Annotated in this window: 19 protein-coding genes and 1 riboswitch; of the genes, 3 read left to right on the forward strand and 16 right to left on the reverse strand. The window is 41.4% G+C overall.

Annotated features, from left to right (window positions below; translation table 11 throughout):
* Positions 1-279 precede the first annotated feature (279 nt).
* A complete protein-coding gene (locus N8M09_RS03680; protein ID WP_261063884.1) occupies positions 280-576 on the forward strand; it encodes a cytoplasmic protein in 297 nt (98 codons plus the stop codon).
* A 420-nt stretch (positions 577-996) separates the two neighbouring features.
* Here N8M09_RS03680 and rpsI read toward each other — a convergent pair whose 3' ends face one another.
* The 16 genes from rpsI to N8M09_RS03760 form a co-directional block, all read right to left on the reverse strand.
* Positions 997-1389 (reverse strand): 30S ribosomal protein S9, encoded by a 393-nt coding sequence (rpsI, locus tag N8M09_RS03685; protein WP_000075964.1) that lies wholly within the window; start codon positions 1387-1389, stop codon positions 997-999.
* A gap of 18 nt (positions 1390-1407) precedes the next feature.
* The gene (gene rplM, locus N8M09_RS03690; protein WP_001044624.1) at positions 1408-1854 is read right to left on the reverse strand and encodes a 50S ribosomal protein L13; all 447 of its coding nucleotides are present in this window, start codon (positions 1852-1854) and stop codon (positions 1408-1410) included.
* Positions 1855-2069: 215 nt separating this feature from the next.
* The gene (locus N8M09_RS03695; protein WP_261063886.1) at positions 2070-3269 is read right to left on the reverse strand and encodes an ABC transporter permease; all 1200 of its coding nucleotides are present in this window, start codon (positions 3267-3269) and stop codon (positions 2070-2072) included.
* On the reverse strand, positions 3266-4159 hold the full coding sequence (locus tag N8M09_RS03700) for an ABC transporter ATP-binding protein (protein WP_261063887.1): 894 nt from the start codon (positions 4157-4159) through the stop codon (positions 3266-3268). The genes N8M09_RS03695 and N8M09_RS03700 overlap by 4 nt, the downstream gene beginning before the upstream one ends.
* Positions 4160-4547: 388 nt before the next feature.
* A complete protein-coding gene (gene pheT / locus N8M09_RS03705) occupies positions 4548-6953 on the reverse strand; it encodes a phenylalanine--tRNA ligase subunit beta (RefSeq protein ID WP_261063888.1) in 2406 nt (801 codons plus the stop codon).
* A 75-nt stretch (positions 6954-7028) separates the two neighbouring features.
* The gene (locus N8M09_RS03710; protein WP_261063891.1) at positions 7029-7538 is read right to left on the reverse strand and encodes a GNAT family N-acetyltransferase; all 510 of its coding nucleotides are present in this window, start codon (positions 7536-7538) and stop codon (positions 7029-7031) included.
* Positions 7538-8584 carry a phenylalanine--tRNA ligase subunit alpha gene (gene pheS, locus N8M09_RS03715; RefSeq protein WP_049524320.1) on the reverse strand — a complete coding sequence of 349 codons (1047 nt, stop codon included), beginning with the start codon at positions 8582-8584 and terminating at the stop codon, positions 7538-7540. The genes N8M09_RS03710 and pheS overlap by 1 nt, the downstream gene beginning before the upstream one ends.
* A gap of 270 nt (positions 8585-8854) precedes the next feature.
* Complete coding sequence (locus tag N8M09_RS03720; RefSeq protein ID WP_025170929.1) at positions 8855-9304, reverse strand: GNAT family N-acetyltransferase; 450 nt, start codon at positions 9302-9304, stop codon at positions 8855-8857.
* Positions 9305-9308: 4 nt separating this feature from the next.
* Entirely contained in the window at positions 9309-9728 is a 420-nt protein-coding gene (locus N8M09_RS03725) for a chromosome partitioning protein ParB (protein ID WP_261063892.1), read from the reverse strand.
* A 27-nt stretch (positions 9729-9755) separates the two neighbouring features.
* The gene (locus N8M09_RS03730) at positions 9756-10406 is read right to left on the reverse strand and encodes a phosphatase PAP2 family protein (protein WP_261063893.1); all 651 of its coding nucleotides are present in this window, start codon (positions 10404-10406) and stop codon (positions 9756-9758) included.
* Complete coding sequence (locus N8M09_RS03735; RefSeq protein WP_000185834.1) at positions 10396-10959, reverse strand: ECF transporter S component; 564 nt, start codon at positions 10957-10959, stop codon at positions 10396-10398. The genes N8M09_RS03730 and N8M09_RS03735 overlap by 11 nt, the downstream gene beginning before the upstream one ends.
* 163 nt (positions 10960-11122) lie before the next feature.
* A riboswitch (FMN riboswitch) is annotated at positions 11123-11341 on the reverse strand.
* A 59-nt stretch (positions 11342-11400) separates the two neighbouring features.
* Positions 11401-11904, reverse strand: coding sequence for a tRNA (cytidine(34)-2'-O)-methyltransferase (locus N8M09_RS03740; RefSeq protein WP_084890989.1), 504 nt, complete (start codon positions 11902-11904; stop codon positions 11401-11403).
* A gap of 192 nt (positions 11905-12096) precedes the next feature.
* A complete protein-coding gene (locus N8M09_RS03745; protein ID WP_001148089.1) occupies positions 12097-12927 on the reverse strand; it encodes an energy-coupling factor transporter transmembrane component T family protein in 831 nt (276 codons plus the stop codon).
* Positions 12912-14594, reverse strand: coding sequence for an ABC transporter ATP-binding protein (locus N8M09_RS03750; protein ID WP_261063895.1), 1683 nt, complete (start codon positions 14592-14594; stop codon positions 12912-12914). The genes N8M09_RS03745 and N8M09_RS03750 overlap by 16 nt, the downstream gene beginning before the upstream one ends.
* A gap of 168 nt (positions 14595-14762) precedes the next feature.
* Positions 14763-15311, reverse strand: coding sequence for an ECF-type riboflavin transporter substrate-binding protein (locus tag N8M09_RS03755; protein ID WP_000403160.1), 549 nt, complete (start codon positions 15309-15311; stop codon positions 14763-14765).
* Positions 15312-15329: 18 nt separating this feature from the next.
* Complete coding sequence (locus N8M09_RS03760; protein WP_176139370.1) at positions 15330-16178, reverse strand: SAM hydrolase/SAM-dependent halogenase family protein; 849 nt, start codon at positions 16176-16178, stop codon at positions 15330-15332.
* Between the two features lie 188 nt (positions 16179-16366).
* Here N8M09_RS03760 and trkA point away from each other — a divergent pair, with 188 nt between their 5' ends.
* On the forward strand, positions 16367-17716 hold the full coding sequence (gene trkA / locus N8M09_RS03765) for a Trk system potassium transporter TrkA (protein ID WP_261063898.1): 1350 nt from the start codon (positions 16367-16369) through the stop codon (positions 17714-17716).
* A gap of 3 nt (positions 17717-17719) precedes the next feature.
* On the forward strand, positions 17720-19159 hold the full coding sequence (locus N8M09_RS03770; RefSeq protein ID WP_261063900.1) for a TrkH family potassium uptake protein: 1440 nt from the start codon (positions 17720-17722) through the stop codon (positions 19157-19159).
* Positions 19160-19385: the final 226 nt, after the last annotated feature.

A 19385-nucleotide genomic window follows, 5' to 3' on the forward strand; every position in this document is an offset into this window, starting at 1 on the left:
GACTAACTTTTTTCGCACAACAATGTGAACGAATCTATAAAAACTACATTTTCACCTATGATATCTTTTCCTCATCAGAACAACTCCAGGGGCAACTCTATCATCAAGCCCAAAAGGATTTAGATAAACTTGCCAATCAATCACTTCTTACTGGCTTTGCTCAAGGTGAAGTACAATTTTACACAAGAATGTTTAAACGAAAACTTTTTACTCATTACTACTCAAGAGTGAAGCAACTAGCTTAACTCTTTTTATTTTACACTCAGAAAGGAAATATCTATGATCCCAGAAACACTTGTTATGCTACCAGAATTTATCGGCACTGCTTACTACGAAAAATTGGGCAATGCACCACGCTATGTCTTCGGAAAAGAAGGCAAATACCAACGCCACGTGCTAAACAATGAACAACACGGATCCTTCCACGTAATCACACCTGCTTCTACCACAGTCTTCCCAGAAGATGCTCTTGTAAAAGTGATTAACCCTGTCTTCCTATCAGATACTTCGCTTAATGGAAATTCTGTCACACCTGCATTCAACGTTTTTGCTGAGAAGCTAGTACTCAAGAAATAATAAAATAAAGGAGAAAATAAAATGGCTAAAACTGGATTAAACTATGGAATCTATGAAGCACTAACGCACTAACACACAGTGACACAGGTACAACACAGATTTATGTCAATACTTCTAACGTTGTTCCCATGACCGTTGGTGAATTTGCTTTAAAGTCTCTAAAACAATAAGGTAAACTTTGAGGTGAACTTTTTCAAAAAAACACGAAAAAAGCACCCATAAGGTAAACTTTTGAGTGCTTTGAAACGTTGATATAATCGTATTGATTAACGTTTTGAGGCAACTGACCTTGTCAGGTTGCAGCCACATTTGTAAGCGACTAAAGTCGCAACAACTGTGTCAATTGCACCAATTTAGTAAGAAAGTATAAAAAAGAACACCCCGAAAGGTGCTCTGTATAAGTATAGTAATTCTTTCGAATTAACGTTTACTAAATTGTGATGCTTTACGAGCTTTCTTAAGACCTGGTTTCTTACGTTCAACTTTACGTGAGTCACGTGTAAGAAGTCCTGCGCGTTTCAATGAATCGCGGAAGTCTGGGTCTACTTGAAGAAGGGCACGAGCAATACCGTGACGGATAGCTCCTGATTGACCAGCGTATCCACCACCTACAACGTTAACGAAAACGTCGTATGAACCTGCAGTTGAAGTAACTGCGAATGGTTGGTTGATTACAAGACGAAGGTCAGCGTGTGGGATGTACTCTTCAACATCTTTTTTGTTAACAGTGATTTTACCAGTTCCTGGAACAAGGCGAACGCGTGCAACAGCGTTTTTACGACGTCCAGTACCTGCATATTGTGCTTGTGACATACTTTATTGTTCCTTTCCTTAGATAAGTCCTGAAATGTCAAGAACTTCTGGTTGTTGTGCAGCGTGAGTGTGCTCAGCTCCAACAAATACTTTCAACTTCATACCTTGAGCGCGTCCAAGAGTATTGTGTGGAAGCATACCTTTAACTGATTTCTCGATCAAACGTACTGCATTTTTAGAACGAAGTTCACCTGCAGAGATTTGTTTCAATCCACCTGGGTGGTTTGAGTGAGTGTAGTAGATTTTATCAGTTGCTTTTTTACCAGTCAATTTAACTTTTTCAGCATTGATAACAATCACAAAGTCACCTGTATCAGTGTGTGGTGTAAATGTTGGTTTGTTTTTTCCGCGAAGTACGCTAGCAACTACTGCAGAAAGACGTCCAAGTGGTACATCAGTTGCGTCAACTACGTACCATTTACGTTCAACTTGGCCTGGTTTAGCCATAAATGTTGTTTTGTTCATGATTTCTCCTATATATAGTTCGATTTTTGTTTACGGTGATGGGTGTTCCTTCCCATCGAAAAGTATTTGGAAGGTTCCGGGGCCTTTCAAATGGGGTAAACAATACCGCCTACTATAATACCAAATTTCACCCCTAAAAGTCAATAGATATGAAAAATATTTTTCTGAATTCCACTCTTTTTATCTCTAAAAAACCTCGCTTCCGCGAGGCTCTTCTATTTATAAGCTAAGGCACGTTTAAATGTTTTCCAGATTCCTAAATCATCCGTTTGAAGGACTAGGCTAGCATACATGCGTCCGATAAATCCTGTTGCTAGCACCGCAAAAATCACTGTAATAGCAAGTGAAATCCATGCTTCTGCTCCCCCTGCATAGCCATTAATGGTTCTAAATGGCATAAAGAAGGTCGAAATAAAGGGAATATAAGAACCAATCTTCAAGATGAGATTGTCACCAGCTGCACCTAGAGCTGTCACTCCAAAAAAACCACCCATAATCAAAATCATCAAAGGCGACAAGGCTTTTCCTGAATCCTCAGGACGAGAAACCATAGATCCTAGGAAGGCTGCCAAGACTACATACATAAAGAGACTGACCAAAATAAAGAGCAATGTATTCAGTGAGAATGCATCTCCCAAGTGATTCAAAATACCAGACTGAGCCAAGAAAGGCAAATCTTTAAAGAGCAGAATAGCTGCCAGACCACCTACAACATAAATCCCGATATGCGTTAAAATCACCAGAAACAGAGCCATCATCCGCGCATAGAAATAGTGACTAGCCCTTATGCTAGAAAAGACAACTTCCATAATTTTGGTGCCTTTTTCACTGGCAACTTCCTGAGCTGTTACACCCGCATAGGTAATCAGAATCATATAAAGAAAGAATCCTAAGGCTCCTGCCGCCATTGTTTGAATAAACTTTTTATTTTCCTTGGCTTCATCAATCTTTTCTGTGAATTGAATTGTCTGCGCTAAGCGTTTTTCCTGCTCTTGAGACAAGGAGGCAGTTGAACGATTAAGCTGATTTTGCAGTTCATTGAGTGTACCTGTAACTGCAAATTTAATTCCATTTTCAAGCGACGTTTCGCCATGATAAACTGCCTTCAAGACACTATCCTCTTGGTCAATAGTCAGATAGCCTTTTAATTTTTCATCTTTAATCGCTTCTTTTGCACTTGCTTCGTCTTTGTAGTCAAAATTAACACCATTTACATTCTTCAGTCCTTCTGCTACAGATGGCACTGTTGTCACTACTGCCACTTTATCATTTTTAGCCATTGAAGAGCCTTGGAGATAAGCAATTCCTCCAGAGATTCCTAAAAAGAGGAACGGTGAAATCACCATAAAGAAGAAACTCCACGATTTGACATGTCGAAGATAGGTTTCCTTGATTACAACCCACATATTTCTCATACTTCCACCCCTGATTCTAGTTTAAAGATTTCATCGATTGTTGGCGCTTGTTGGTCAAAGGTTGCGATATATTGCCCTTGAGTCAAGATTGGGAAGAGTTCTCTACCAGCACTCTCATCCTCCAATATCAATTTCCAACTACCTTGTTTGGTCAAGCTCACCTGTTTGACATGAGGAAGGTTTTCCAATTCTTCCTTGCTTCGTTCACTTGAAACAAAGAGACGTGTTTTCCCGTATTGATTGCGAACATCCTGAACTGGTCCATGCAAGACCACACGGCCATCTCGGATCATGAGAATATCGTCACAAAGCTCCTCGACGTTGGTCATGACATGGTCAGAAAAGATAATGGTTGCTCCGCGCTCTTTTTCCTGAAAAATGACTTGTTTGAGCAATTCAGTATTGACTGGGTCCAATCCACTGAAAGGCTCATCCAAGATAATCAAATCTGGTTCATGAATCAGAGTAATAATGAGCTGAATCTTCTGCTGATTTCCTTTTGACAGACTCTTAATTTTATCTGTCAGCTTTCCTTTCACTTCCAACCTCTTCATCCATTGAGGGAGTTTTTCCTTGACCTCCTTGGCATCCATACCTTTTAGAGTCGCCAAATATCGAACTTGTTCAAGGACTGTCAATTTAGGCATGAGACTGCGTTCTTCAGGCAGATAGCCAATCCGAGCATAGGTCTCCTGACGAATATCCTGCTCATCCAGACTAATTTCTCCTTGATATTCTAAAAATTTCAAAATACTGTGGAAAATTGTTGTCTTCCCAGCACCATTTTTCCCAACTAGTCCCAAAATACGACCTGGTCGCGCCTGAAAGTCAATACCAAACAAAACTTGCTTAGATCCAAAACTTTTCTCTAGACTTCTTACTTCTAGCATCTTTCACCTCCGAAATGTCTTGCACTCATTATACTCCTTTTTGATAGCCTTTACAATGATTTCTGTCCATTTTTAGAAGACTATTGCTATGTAAAATATGGATTGGAGCACTTTTATACTCAATGAAAATCAAAGAGCAAACTAGGAAGCTAGCCGTAGGTTGCTCAAAACACTGTTTTGAGGTTGTAGATAAGACTGACGAAGTCAGTCACATATACACGGCAAGGCGAAGCTGACGTGGTTTGAAGAGATTTTCAAAGAGTATTAGTGATAAATCCATTATACAGTAGCAAACTCAATTTATACCTTCCGCTCCTCAACTGTCTGTTTTTGATCCTGAATTGTTATTTGAAAAGCAAAAATCCACCCCGAAGGATGGATTGATGCTTTAACGAACTTCTGCATCGACTTTTTCTTCGAGAGACGCTTGGATTTTTTCCATGTAGCGTGCTACTTCTTCGTCCGTTAAGCTGTCTTCTGGATTTTGGAAAGTCAAGCTATAAGCCATTGACTTCATACCAAGTCCCAATTTTTCGCCTGAGAAAACGTCAAAGAGTTTGATATCTGTCAAACGTTTCACGCCGGCAGCTTGGATAGCGTCTACAACTTCTTGATGAGTGACTTCTGCCTTGAGGAGTAGAGCCACGTCACGGCTGACTGCTGGGAATTTGGTGATTTCCACAAATGGAGCAGCTGGTTGAAGGGCAGCTTCGATGGCTGAAAGGTTGAGCTCAGCCACATACGTTTCTGGAATATCGTAGGCCTTAGCAGTAACTGGGTGTACTTGACCAAGGAAACCAAGAACTTGGTCACCGAGTGAAATGATTGCTGTACGACCTGGATGAAGGCTAGCGATTTCAGATGTTGCTGTATAAGTTACTTCTAGTCCCAAGCGAGTAAATAGTGCTTCAAGGATTCCCTTAGCATAGAAGAAATCAACTGGAACTGCTGCTGTTTGGAAATCTTTTTCTGCAACCAATCCTGTCAAGGCAAAGGCAAAACTGTTGATCTCATTTGGAAGTTCTTCTTTTGGATTGCCAGTTTGTTCAAAGACTTTTCCAATCTCATAAAGGGCCAAGTTTTTATTCTTACGAGCCACGTTGTAAGCAACTGTATCTAGGATACCTGAGATCATATTTTGACGGAGGACAGAACGATCCACTGTCATTGGCCACATAAGTTCCGTAAGGTTACTTGGTTGAGCCGTAAACTCAACTGCTTTTTCAGGAGTTGTTAGAGCGTAGGTGATGATTTCTGTCAAACCTGCTCCTTCAGCGATCGTACGAACTTGACGGCGAAGTTTTTGTGTCGCTGTCAATTCACCAGCTGTACCATCATCTTTTGGAAGGCTGGTTGGCAAGCGGTCATATCCATAGATACGAGCGATTTCTTCAAAGAGGTCTGCTTCGATAGTGATATCCCAACGACGACGTGGGACGCTGACTGTAAAGCTATCTGCATTGCCAGAAAGACCAAAGCCAAGACGACGGAAGACATCTTCTACATCCGCGTAAGAAAGTTCTGTACCGAGGACACGGTTAACATCAGCAAGAGTTGAAGAAACTTCCACATCATAGGTATCAAGTTCACCCGCTGAAACGATACCCTTACGCACTGTCGCACCAGCAAGTTCGGCAATCATACTAGCTGCCGCATCAAGAGCTTCATTGACTGTTGCCACATTAATGCCTTTTTCAAAGCGAGAAGATGACTCAGAACGAAGGTTGAGACGTCCGCTAGTCTTGCGGATTGATTTTCCGTTGAAGACTGCAGCTTCAAGGACGACACGACTAGATTTCTCAGAGATTTCTGTTGCTTGACCGCCCATGACACCTGCAAGGGCTACTGGCTTGTCTGCGACAGTGATAACTAAGTCATTCACGTCCAAGTCACGTTCTTCACCATCCAAGGTCACTAATTTTTCACCAGCACGCGCTTCACGTACACGGATGTCACTCCCTTCAAAGGTATCCAAGTCAAAGGCATGCATTGGTTGACCAAAGTAGAGCAGAATGTAGTTGGTCACGTCCACCACGTTGTTAATAGGACGGATACCTTCATTCATAAGAAGGTTTTGCAACCACTGTGGACTTGGTGCGATGGTCACATTGTCCAAGATACGAGCTGCATAGTAAGGCGCCTTGTCTGACTCAATGCCCACAGAAAGAGCATCTGCTGCAGCTTGATCAGTTTCTGAAAGAGTAAATTCTTTAAAGTTGACTGCCTTGTCATAGATGGCTGCTACTTCGTGAGCCACTCCACGCATAGAAAGAGCGTCCGCACGGTTTGGTGTGATAGAAAGTTCGATGATTTCATCATCCAAGTCTAGATATGAAAAGACTTCCTCCCCTGGAACGGCATTCTCTGGCAATATTTGGATGCCATCTGCGAATTCCTTAGGCACAACTGAGTCAGAAATTCCCAATTCACCAAGTGAACAGATCATCCCAAGTGACTCCAAGCCGCGGATTTTACCTTTTTTGATTTTATAGTTGTCAGCGATACGAGCTCCCGGAAGTGCCACCATAACCTTGATACCAGCACGCACATTTGGGGCACCACAGACGATTTGACGGGCTTCTTCTTCGCCAACGTTAACCTGACAAACATGAAGGTGAGTTTCTGGCACATCTTCGCAAGACAAGACCTCACCGACGACAATTTTTGAGAGACCGGTAGCCGGTGATTCCACACCTTCTACCTCGATCCCTGTGGTTGACATTTTTTCAGCCAACTCTTGTGATGGCACATCAATGTCCACCAATTCTTTTAACCATTTATAAGATACAAGCATAATTTAGTTTTCCAGAATGACAGTTGCCCTCTGGTTCTTTTCCTTTCCTATCATTTCAATAGAAGAATCATCTTCTTACCTTAATTTCTTTTTCAGTAACCAATCTGTATCTACTTTTTGACCAACCATAAAATGATGTTGGCTAAATTTTTCAAAACCATATCGATTATAAAACGCTTGAGCTTTTGTATTATGCTCCCAAACACCTAACCAAGCCCAGGAAAAACTATTTTTTGTAGCAAGTTCAAGTGCGAATTCAAACAGTTGCTTACCTAGTCCAAATCCTTGGAATTTTTGTAGCACATAGAGGCGTTGAATTTCAAAAGCATCCTCTAATTCTCTCTCAGTCTGAGCACTTCCCCAGTTGACTTTGAGAAAACCAGCTATCTCCTCTTCATGCATAATGAAATAGGTTTCGGAATCTGGATTTTCCAACTCAGTTGACAAAACTCTCAGACTATAAGCCTCTTCAAAGTATTCCTGTAACTGCTCTTCCGTATTATCATGCGCAAATGTTTCACGAAAGGTTTGTTTGGCAATTTTAGCCAACACCTCAACATCTGCCTTTTCCACTTTTCTAATCATTATTTAAACTGTTCTGAGAAGCGGACATCTCCTTGGTAGAATCCACGGATATCGTTGATTCCGTAACGGAGCATGGCTACACGCTCTTGTCCAAGACCAAAGGCAAAGCCAGAGTAAACAGTCGCATCAATACCACTCATTTCAAGGACACGTGGGTGAACCATACCGGCACCCATAATTTCGATCCAACCAGTTTTCTTACATACGTTACAGCCTTCTCCACCACACTTGAAGCAAGAAACATCCACCTCAACAGATGGCTCTGTGAATGGGAAATAAGATGGACGCAAACGAATTTGACGCTCTTCACCAAACATTTTTTGGACAATCAACTGAAGGGTTCCTTGAAGATCAGCCATAGAGATATTTTTCCCAACAACCAAGCCTTCAATTTGGTGGAATTGGTGACTGTGGGTTGCATCGTCCGTATCACGACGGAACACACGCCCTGGCGAGATCATCTTCAAAGGACCTTTAGAAAAATCATGGGCATCCATAGCACGCGCCTGAACTGGAGACGTGTGGGTACGGAGCAAGATTTCTTCAGTGATATAGAAAGTATCCTGCATATCACGAGCTGGGTGGTCTTTTGGAAGGTTCATACGTTCAAAGTTATAGTAGTCTTGCTCCACTTCAAAACCATCCACGACTTGGTAACCCATTCCAATGAAGATATCTTCGATTTCTTCACTGGTTTGTGTGAGGACATGACGGTGACCAGTCGCAACAGGGCGACCTGGAAGTGTCACATCAATGCTCTCGCTAGCAAGTTGAGCTGCAACTTTCTTTTCTTCCAAGAGCTTAGCTGTTTCTTCAAAAGCAGCTGTCAAGACATCACGAGCTTCATTGACGTGTTTTCCGATAATTGGACGCATCTCAGCAGAAACATCTTTCATCCCTTTGAGGATTTCAGTAAGCGAACCCTTTTTACCAAGGACAGAGACACGCAAATCTTGCATCTCTTTTTCATTCTCAGCAGAAATCTGCTTCAAGCTAGCCAGCGTTTCTTCGCGAAGCGCTTTTAATTGTTCTTCAATAGTTGACATAATTCCTCCATCAGTCTCTCGTAGATAAAAAGAAAACCACATGCCAAAAACTCCACTCGGAGCGTTGACACGCGGTACCATCCGTTTTCATCTGACAAGTCAGACCTTCATTTCTAAATCCATGCGCAAGTGAATTCACTCAGCTTTCATATAGAGAGCTTGCAGTCACGGCTCTCCTCCCTGATATACTTCCCTTGGGCTACTAGTCTTGCGGATTTCTATTCAATTACTACATAGTTTATCAGATTTTGAGTTAAAAAACAAGTTAGATTAGATTAATTTCAATATAAAACTCATTCCTTTTTCTGTTGCTCCATTTTCCACAAATCCAAGCGACTTGAAACACCTCCTAGAAGCATGATTGTAGGTGTAGATTTCCTTGACTCTCAATTCTTTCCATCCTTTTACTCGAGCCAATTCAATCAAAGCACTTAGAATCTTTTTTCCAAGTCCTCGATGTTGGTAAGCGGAATTCCCAATCACAATGGGGAGATTATCCTGAGATAGTGTAACATCCCCAATTGGAAACCATTCTCCCTTCTCCTTGACTTCAATCCAAAAAAGTTCACCATGCTGATCCAAATGGGAATACATAGCTTCCAAAGTTTCTTGACTATAAGGTCTCTTCACACCATCTACTAGGTGAACCAAGTTCACATCCTGATACCAAGCAAAAGCTTCTTCACAATGATTGACCTTATAATAAGGAACAAGACGCAGTGAATTATCTATTTGTAGGGTCTGTTTCATCTGCTTTCCTTTTCAACAAAAGAGTTGCTGCTTGATTAAAACCATCACACCAGTTATACCATTTTGCTTCATACTCATCTTGAGGTAAGATATGATTTTTTAAATCCAGAACAGAGTAAATCTTTCTTTCCTCACAAGCTTGCGCATAGAGATGATATAGTTCATCACCGCCGTCTCTATCAAACTCAGCAGAAATCGTATCCCGACCTGCCAATAAAGCCTGATAAGTCCTGTGATGCCCATCTGTAATCAACAAGCAATCTCCAAATGCAAGAATACTGATTGGATCGACTTGGATTGTTTCTGCCGACTGGTAAAGCATCTGAATATCTTGCAACTTCTTTTCTGATAAGTATAGTTGAGTCGGATGGAGAGCTTTTATGTTGACTTTCATTTCTTTCTCCTCAAGAGAATTTGATATTCACTTCTGCTTGCCTTTAAATCGCCATTGGAAGCGGAGCTTGTCATAAAAGGGAAATTCGATAAACAAGACTCCCAAACCCACACAGAGACTGGCAAGGACATCTGATGGGTAATGAACTCCCAGATAGACCCTTGATACCAGCACACTGACTAGGTAGAGACCAAGGACGATTTGTACGATTTTTCTCCAGACCGGATCTTTAATCCGCTGACTAAGAATAACAATCAGAGAACCAACCATCAAGGTTACAGCCAGAGAATGGCCACTTGGAAAGGAAAATCCCTTCTCCTCTACCAAATGTAAGATATCTGGTCGTGGGCGCTGATAAATATTTTTAAAGATCACGATTAAAAGGCCAGCTAAAGTCAAATTCCCTAGCATAAAAAAACTTTCTATCTTCCATCGCTTACGATAAAAGATAAAAGCTGTAATGACAACCCAAGTGATAATCACTGGAATATCAATCAAGCGTGTGATGGCTCGGAAAAGAATAGTCAAGTAAGCTGGCAAGTCTCCTCGAACGGCAGTCTGTATCGGTTGATCAAAACCGACCAGCGTTTCAGGGTAAAATTTGACCATGTAGCCAAGAATAACGAAAAGTAAAAGGGCAAAACTGCCCTTCATTAAAAATGTTTGTTTATCTCTCATAATGTTTTAAGGTTGGTTTCAAGAGAACATACAACAACCAGAATGAAACGGAAAAGATTACACCCTCAATCAAGTTAAAAGGCAACACCATAGTCATTAGGTAGTTGGAAAGTCCCAAAATTTTTCCAATATCAAAGTTAGCAAACTTAGCGTACAAAGGAACAGCGTAAACATAGTTGAGAACCAACATAGCCACGGTTAAACCAATAGTCCCAGCTAGAGAGCCTAGTAGGAAACGAAGAGTTGTCCGTTCCTTTTTCCAAATCAAAGCAAATACGATGACAAAAACTCCCAAAGCTACGATATTCATCGGCAAGCCAATGTAAGTATTCACTCCCTGACTGTTAAGAAGCAATTTCAAGAGTGAGCGAAGCAAGAGAACTCCTAGAGCAGCAGGCAAATCCATGACCACCAAGCCCACAAGGACTGGCAAGATACTAAATTCGATCTTGAGGAAGGACGCCGCTGGTAAAAGCGGAAAGTCAAAGTACATCAGCACAAATGAGATGGCTGATAAAATCGCAATGGTCGAAAGTCGACGTGTGTTTGTCATAACAGGTTCCTCCAATTTTCTATAAAATCAGAAGAAGTTAGAAAGGATTCCTCTATCTATTCTCACTTTTTATATCCCAAAAGTTCCCTCTCACTCTATTAAGGAAATTCAAGCAAGCGGTTACAGTTTGGCTATGAATCTATCAGAACAGACAAAGCTATTCTTTCGTCTTCTCCCATCCAGACTATACTGTCGGTTGTGGAATCTCACCACATCAGCTTGCGCTCGCGGACTTATTTGGCTAAGATATTTTAGATTTATCTAGGCGTCGCAGTCGAAGATAATACTTAAAGTATATCGAGACAAGACAACGACGAGAAAGCTAAAATAGCTAGTCAAATTTACCGCCGGTCGGGAATCACACCCTGCCCTGAAGACTCTTTTATCATAACAAAAAACGCTTGCAAGCGCAAGCATTTTGTTCATTTTCATTTTCATTTTTTATTTCAATTTATCCACTTCATAGGTATGAACAAGCTCAAGACCTGCAAAGTTCTGCTGGCGAAGAGCCTCATAGACAATCATGCAGACGGTATTAGACACATTGAGACTGCGGACATGTTCATCATTCATAGGAATACGGAGAGCTTTCTCAGGATGTTCTCGCATAAAGTCCTCAGGCAAGCCCTTGTCTTCACGTCCAAATAGAAAATAATGGTCTTCGTTAGTCGATAAATCCACATCAGAATACACTTTCTCAGCAAATTTTGAGATCAGATAGAGTTTGCCCTGCATCTGAGACATGAAATCCTCCAAACTCTCGTAAAAATAAATCTCTAGCTTATCCCAATAATCCAATCCAGCTCTCTTCATCTTGCGGTCATCAATAGGAAAGCCCATTGGCTTGATGATGTGGAGGGGAGAATTGGTTGCAGCGCAAGTACGCGCGATATTGCCTGTATTTTGTGGAATTTGAGGCTCAAATAATACAATGTGATTTGTCATGACTTGCTTCCTTTCACCATTGCAAAAAAATAGCCACACTGCCCGGAGTCAAGCTCAGCAAACAGCGTGGTTAAGGCATCGTTAACTTACCTCACAACAGGTTTGAAGTAAATCAGCGAAACTACTTTCTTAGTATAACACTTTCAGAATCATTGTCAATAGAAACGACTTGATTTTTTCAATTTTTTCAAGCTATTTCCAAGGGTTGTAAAATCGTCCCTGATTCTGCAAGATAAGTAGTAAACTAGCTACTAAAAACAAGGCTGCCAAGAGCAAGGTAAGATAATCACCTTTTTTCAAGGCCTGATAACTATACCAAGTGCGTTTTTTCTCTTTCCCAAAGCGGCGAAGCTCCATGGCTGTAGCGATGGTATCAATCCGTTCTAGCGAGCTAAAAATCAAGGGAGTAATAATGCGCAAATTACCTTTGATTCGTTGCATAAGAGAAGCTTTCTTGGATAATTCCATCCCACGCGCCTCCTGTGACATCTTGATAGTAAAGAATTCTTCCTGCAAATCTGGAATATAGCGCAAAGTCAAGCTGACTGAATAGGCAATCTTGTAAGGCACACCAATTTGATTTAAACTGGAAGCAAACTGACTAGGGTGGGTTGTCATCAAAAAGATAATAGCGAGAGGAATGGTGCAAAGGTACTTAATAGCCAAATTTAGCAGATAAAAGAGCTCTTGACTGGTCAGAGTGTAGGCACCGATTCCCTGCCAAATCACACTTCTCTCTCCGTAAAGTCCAACCCCATACTCGGGAGAAAAGAGATAGACCATCAAAACGTTTAAAACGGCAAATACCGTCGCAAAAACGGCTACAAAGGAAACATCTTTGAAACGGATTTCTGACAAATAGAGGAGAAAGACCGAAAAGATGGCGATCAGAACAAGCAATCTGGTATCATAGCTAATCATGGCCGCCAATGACACGAGAATGAAAAAGAGGAGTTTCCCAGCACCTGACAAGCGATGAATCACAGTATCTCTATGCTGGTAACCGATTAATTTAGCTTGCATCCTTCTCTCCTTTCTTTGTAAAATGCCGTTAAAGCAAGTGGATCCACGTCGAGTTTCTTAGCTAAGTTGAAGATTGAAGTTTCTTTTAGATTGGCTTTTACTAACAGCTCTGGATTGCTCAACAGACTAGCTGGATCAGTATCGGCAATCAATTCTCCATCCACCATAACAAGAGCTCGATCTGAATAATCTAGCATCAATTGCATATCATGAGTAATCATGACAATGGTATGACCTTTTTGATGCAACTCTTCGAGAAATTCCATAATCTCAGTATAGTTCTTCTGGTCTTGACCTGCTGTCGGTTCATCTAAGAGGATAATTTCAGCCCCTAAGACCAAAATTGAAGCAATGGTGACACGTTTTTTCTGACCAAATGACAGGGCAGAAATAGGCCAATTACGGAATTCATAGAGACCACAGATTTTCAAAGTTTCATAGACTCTCGTTTCAATTTCCTGCTCGTCCACACCTCGCAAACGAAGTCCCAGAGCCACCTCATCAAAAATCATATTGGTTGAAATCATTTGATTGGGATTTTGCAGCACATAGCCTACTCGTTCCGCCCGCTCTGCAACAGAATCTCCTTTGATATTCTGCCCTTCCCACAGATAGCGACCTTCCGTCTGGATAAAGCTACTTATGGCCTTGGCTAGGGTTGATTTCCCTGCTCCATTTTTCCCGACAATGGCAATCTTTTCGCCCTTTTTAATATCCAGATAAATGGATTTTAAAATCGGTCTATCATCATAAGAAAACGACACGTCCTCTAGTCTAAAGAGTGACTGCAATTCTGGGGTTTCTTTTACCAGTTCCGTCCGCAACTGAACCTGACCTTTTGAGATTGGCAAGTTATCCAGATCTGCTAATTGTTCTTCCTTGACTAAATCCACACCTAATTGACGGAGAGTAGTTAGATAAAGGGGTTCGCGAATTCCATTTTGGGTCAACAGGTCAGTCGCCAATAACTGATCAGGACTCCCATTAAAGAGGATACGACCATCGTTTATCAAGACAATCCGATCCACAGGGCGATGCAGAACATCCTCCAAACGGTGCTCGATAATAAGAGTCGTCGTCCCCTCCTCCTTATGAATCTGATCAATCAATTCAATAATATCCTGACCTGACTTGGGATCCAGATTGGCGAGTGGCTCATCAAACAAGAGAATCGGACTCTCATCAATCAAGACACCAGCCAGACTGACCCGCTGCTTTTGTCCACCTGACAAATCCTGAGGACGCTGAGACAGTAAAGAAATAAGATCTAGCTTTTCAGCCCATTTATGAACACGGCTTTTCATCTCCTCTAGATCTGTCACATCATTTTCCAGAGCAAAAGCCAAATCCTCTGCCACGGATAAACCGATAAACTGCCCATCTGTATCCTGCAAAACTGTACTGACCAGATGAGATTTATCGTAGATGCTCATATCAAAGGCTGCTTGCCCCTTGATCAAAAATTCTCCAGACATCTGACCCTTGTAAATATTGGGAATAATCCCATTCAAACACTGACCCAAGGTAGACTTACCTGACCCAGATGGCCCAACAATTAAGACTTTCTCTCCCTTGTAAATGGTCAAGTCTACCCCTTGCAAGGTCGGTTCTTGTTGTGTTTCATACCGGAAAGAGAAATCCTTCCACTCAATTATAGCTTCTTTCATCTTACTCTCTTCATTCGCTTCTTAGACTTCTATTTTATCATAAATCAATCCCTTCTTGCAGTCTCTTCTCTTAAAATCTTAGCGCTAAAAAGATTCCTATCCTAGCTTACTTGCCTAACTAATCTATAAACATCGAAAAAGACTGGTTGCCCAGCCTTCCCCATCATTTTAGTCCTTTTTCAAACTTCCTGCACGAGTTTGAGTTCCTGCATAGGCAAGTAAGAGAAGAGTTCCTGCAATAGCTACAGATACACCATTAGCAATTCCCGCAACAATTCCTTGGGCAAATACTTTTTCTGCCGCTTCTTGATAAATCACAACATCTCCAAGTGGTGCCAAGACACCCCAAACAAGAGCATTTGCAAGTAGTTGAATAAGGTTAAAAATAAGAATATCTTTCCAGTCAAAGACACCATTGATCACGCGAACGTACTTTCTAAATAGCCCTACAGCTAGACCAAAGAGACCGCTAGCAATAATCCAAGTCCACCACAGACCGTAACCAGCAAGAGAGTCCTTGATTGCATGACCAATCAACCCGACAAGCAAACCGATAATCGGTCCAAAAATAATAGAAAGTAGCGCTTGTACCGCATACTGAAGCTGGATGCTTGTATTTGGAACAGGGGTCGGAATATTGATCATCCCGATGACGACAAAGAGGGCAGCGCCAATTCCGACAGCAACAACTTGTTTAATTGTAAATTTGATTTCCATACTATTTATTCTCCAATTTTATCCTTCTATTTTCTTTATTTCAATGGTCCAAGATGAACCGACACCTACATTATAGGCCTTTGCAAAAGAACCTTGGTTGATAGCCAGACCTAAACGATAGAGAGAGTTGATGTAAAGGATTGGTTGCCCAATTCTCACATCTGCAAATGATTTGCCATAGACAACCTGATTTTGATAGACCAGCATATCTGCATGATAGATAGTCACTTCAAAACGGTCACCAAATTCTGGTTCCAGCTTGTAAAATTCTTCTCGCGTGATAGAGGTCCAAAGCGAACCGAAACGCACATCCAGAATATCAATAGCTCCCTTTACCAGATGATCCTCTATTATTGTCTCTACGACTGGAAGCTCTACAATCTGATCCACACTGAGCTCTGGCCCCACTTCCTCAAAAGTAATGTGACCACTGGCCAGTTTAGCACCAGTATAGGCATAGACATCACGACCGTGGAAGGTATAAGAATGCTCTGTATTTTGACGTCTATTGGCCACTTCAGAAATCTCACGAATAGCTACAATGCCAACGTGTTTCTTGATAAAAGAAAGAGTTCCATTGTCTGGCGTGACAATGTATTGATTTTTTGCAGTCTTGGCAACCACACTCTTACGTTTCGAGCCGACACCTGGATCGACAACCGATACAAAAGTTGTTCCCTCAGGCCAGTAATCCACCGTCTGAAAAAGGCGATAGCTCCCCTCAAAAATATTATAAGGCGTGATATCGTGCGTCAAGTGATGAATTTTTAAGGTTGGAGACTCTTCTAAAGCCACTCCAATCATAGCCGATACCGCACCATCAACCAGACCAAAGTCTGATTGTAATACCAGTAAATTATTATTCATTTTATCTCCTTGTATATCCTTTATCATACCATATTTCAGAGAAAGGTGCTAATAGCTATTTCAATTGATTAGGGTATAGTTTTACCTTATAGCAAATTTCCTACTAAAAGCTCTGGTTATTAGCTAGTAGGTGCATTTTTTCTTGAAAAAAGGTATGATAGTTACATAATGAAGAAGTAGGTTTTAATATGAAAATTATCCTTGTCGGAGGGGGAAAAGTTGGTTTTGCCCTCTGTCGCTCCTTGGTTGCAGAAAAGCATGATGTTTTGCTAATTGAGCAAGACGAAGCCGTCCTCAATCATATTGTCAATCGCTTTGATATCATGGGTATCCTTGGCAACGGGGCCGATTTTACCATCCTTGAGCAAGCCAGTGTCCAGGATTGTGATATCTTTATCGCCCTGACTGAATATGATGAAGTGAACATGATTGCAGCCGTTCTAGCCAAAAAAATGGGAGCTAAAGAGACCATCGTTCGGGTGCGGAACCCTGAATATTCTAACTCTTATTTCAAGGAAAAGAATATTCTCGGTTTTTCTCTTATCGTTAATCCTGAGCTCTTGGCTGCCCGCGCTATCGCGAATATCATTGACTTCCCCAACGCCCTATCTGTCGAACGTTTCTTTGGTGGACGGGTCAGCTTGATGGAATTCACTGTTAAATCCTCCAGTGGTCTTTGCCAAATGCCCATTTCTGATTTTCGGAAAAAATTTGGCAATGTCATTGTATGTGCGATAGAAAGAGATCATCAAATTATCATCCCAAGCGGTGACATGACCATACAGGATAAAGATAGAATCTTTGTCACTGGTAACCGTGTTGATATGATGCTCTTCCATAATTACTTTAAATCACGTGCCGTGAAGAGCCTTCTCATCATTGGGGCAGGTAGAATTGCCTATTATCTATTAGGTATTCTCAAAGATAGTCGGATCGATACCAAGGTTATTGAAATCAATCCTGAGATCGCCAGCTTCTTTAGCGAGAAATTCCCAAATCTCTACATCGTTCAAGGAGATGGGACCGCAAAAGATATCCTACTGGAAGAAAGTGCTCAAAACTATGATGCCGTTGCGACTCTAACAGGAGTCGATGAGGAAAATCTGATTACTTCTATGTTCCTTGACAGGGTAGGTGTACAGAAAAATATCACCAAGGTCAATCGTACCAGTCTCCTAGAGATTATCAATGCGCCTGATTTTTCAAGTATCATCACACCTAAAAGCATTGCTGTAGATACGATTATGCACTTTATTCGTGGTCGGGTTAATGCCCAGTATTCAGACCTTCAAGCCATGCACCATCTAGCCAATGGCCAAATCGAAACCCTGCAATTCCATATCAAGGAAGCTAATAAAATGACTGCCAAACCACTTTCTCAACTGAAATTGAAAAAAGGAGTTCTTATTGCAGCCATCATTCGAAAGGGCAAGACTATTTTCCCAACTGGGGAGGATATGTTGGAAGTTGGAGACAAGCTCCTAGTAACAACTTTGTTGCCAAACATCACCAAGATTTATGACTTGATCGCGAGGTGAGAAATGAATAAAAGTATGATTCGTTACCTCCTTTCAAAGTTACTTTTGATTGAAGCTGTTCTCCTCTTGGTTCCTGTAGCTGTAGCTGTCTATTACCACGAATCGAGCCAAGTCTTTACAGCCCTCTTTACAACGATTGGACTTCTCGTATTACTAGGTGGTTCAGGAATTTTACAAAAGCCAAAAAATCAACGGATTTACGCCAAGGAGGGAATCTTGATTGTTGCTCTCTGTTGGATCCTTTGGTCCTTCTTTGGCGGTCTCCCCTTTGTCTTTGCTGGGCAAATTCCCAGCGTTATCGATGCCTTTTTTGAGATTAGTTCTGGCTTTACAACTACTGGAGCAACTATTCTGAATGACGTTTCGGTTCTCAGTCGTTCCCTCCTCTTCTGGCGAAGTTTTACCCACTTGATTGGAGGGATGGGAGTGCTTGTTTTTGCACTTGCTATTATGGATAACGCTAAGAATAGCCACCTAGAGGTGATGAAGGCTGAGGTTCCTGGTCCTGTCTTTGGCAAGGTTGTATCCAAACTAAAAAACACTGCCCAGATTCTCTATCTCCTTTACCTAGCTCTCTTTTCCCTCTTTGTCATCATCTATTACCTAGCCGGAATGCCCCTATTTGATAGTTTTGTCATTGCCATGGGAACAGCGGGTACAGGAGGATTTACCGTCTATAACGACGGGATTGCCCACTATGGTAGCTCATTGATTACCTATCTGGTTAGTATCGGAGTTCTGGTTTTTGGGGTCAATTTCAACCTCTACTACTACCTCATGCTCCGTCGCGTCAAGGCCTTCTTTGGAGATGAAGAACTTCGGGCTTACTTAGTTATCGTAATGATTTCTACAGGCTTAATCAGCCTCAATACTCTCTATCTGTACCCGGGATTTTCAAAAAGTTTTGAAATGGCCTTCTTCCAGGTTTCCAACATCATTACAACAACTGGTTTTGGATATGGAGATATTACCAACTGGCCTCTCTTCTCCCAGTTTATCCTCCTCTTTCTCATGGGAATCGGTGGTTCTGCTGGTTCAACCGCAGGTGGACTCAAGGTTATTCGAGGCCTCATCCTTTCAAAAATTGCTAAAAATCAGATTTTGTCAATCCTATCACCCCACCGTGTTTTGACCCTCCATGTTAATAAAACGGTGATTGACAAAGATACTCAGCATAAGATTCTCAAGTACTTTGTCATTTATTATATGATTTTGTTAGCACTTATCTTTATTGTCAGCCTAGATAGCAATGATTTTCTGGTTGTGACCAGCGCTGTCTTTAGCTGTTTCAATAATATCGGGCCTATTCTAGGAACGACATCTAGTTTCTCAATCTTTAGCCCTATCTCAAAAATTCTCCTCTCCTTTGCGATGATTGCAGGGCGTTTGGAGATTTACCCTATCCTACTTCTCTTTATGAAGAGAACTTGGTCTAAGAGATAAAATACAACCACACATTGTGTCTTACAAAGTGTGGTGTTTTTATTTCTGATGAACCCTCACCCCCAACTAACTCTCTTTTTAAACCAAGTGAGACACTTCAGATCCTGACTTAAAATATTTAAGAATCTAAAAACCCTCAGTCGACTGACGAGTCCACTGAAAAAATAGGCCTCTTACTTTTAATGAAATGAAAACCGAGGAATCTCTCGTTAATTTGAGCGAATTC

Source organism: Streptococcus mitis (assembly GCF_946190375.1).
GTDB lineage: Bacteria > Bacillota > Bacilli > Lactobacillales > Streptococcaceae > Streptococcus > Streptococcus mitis_CJ.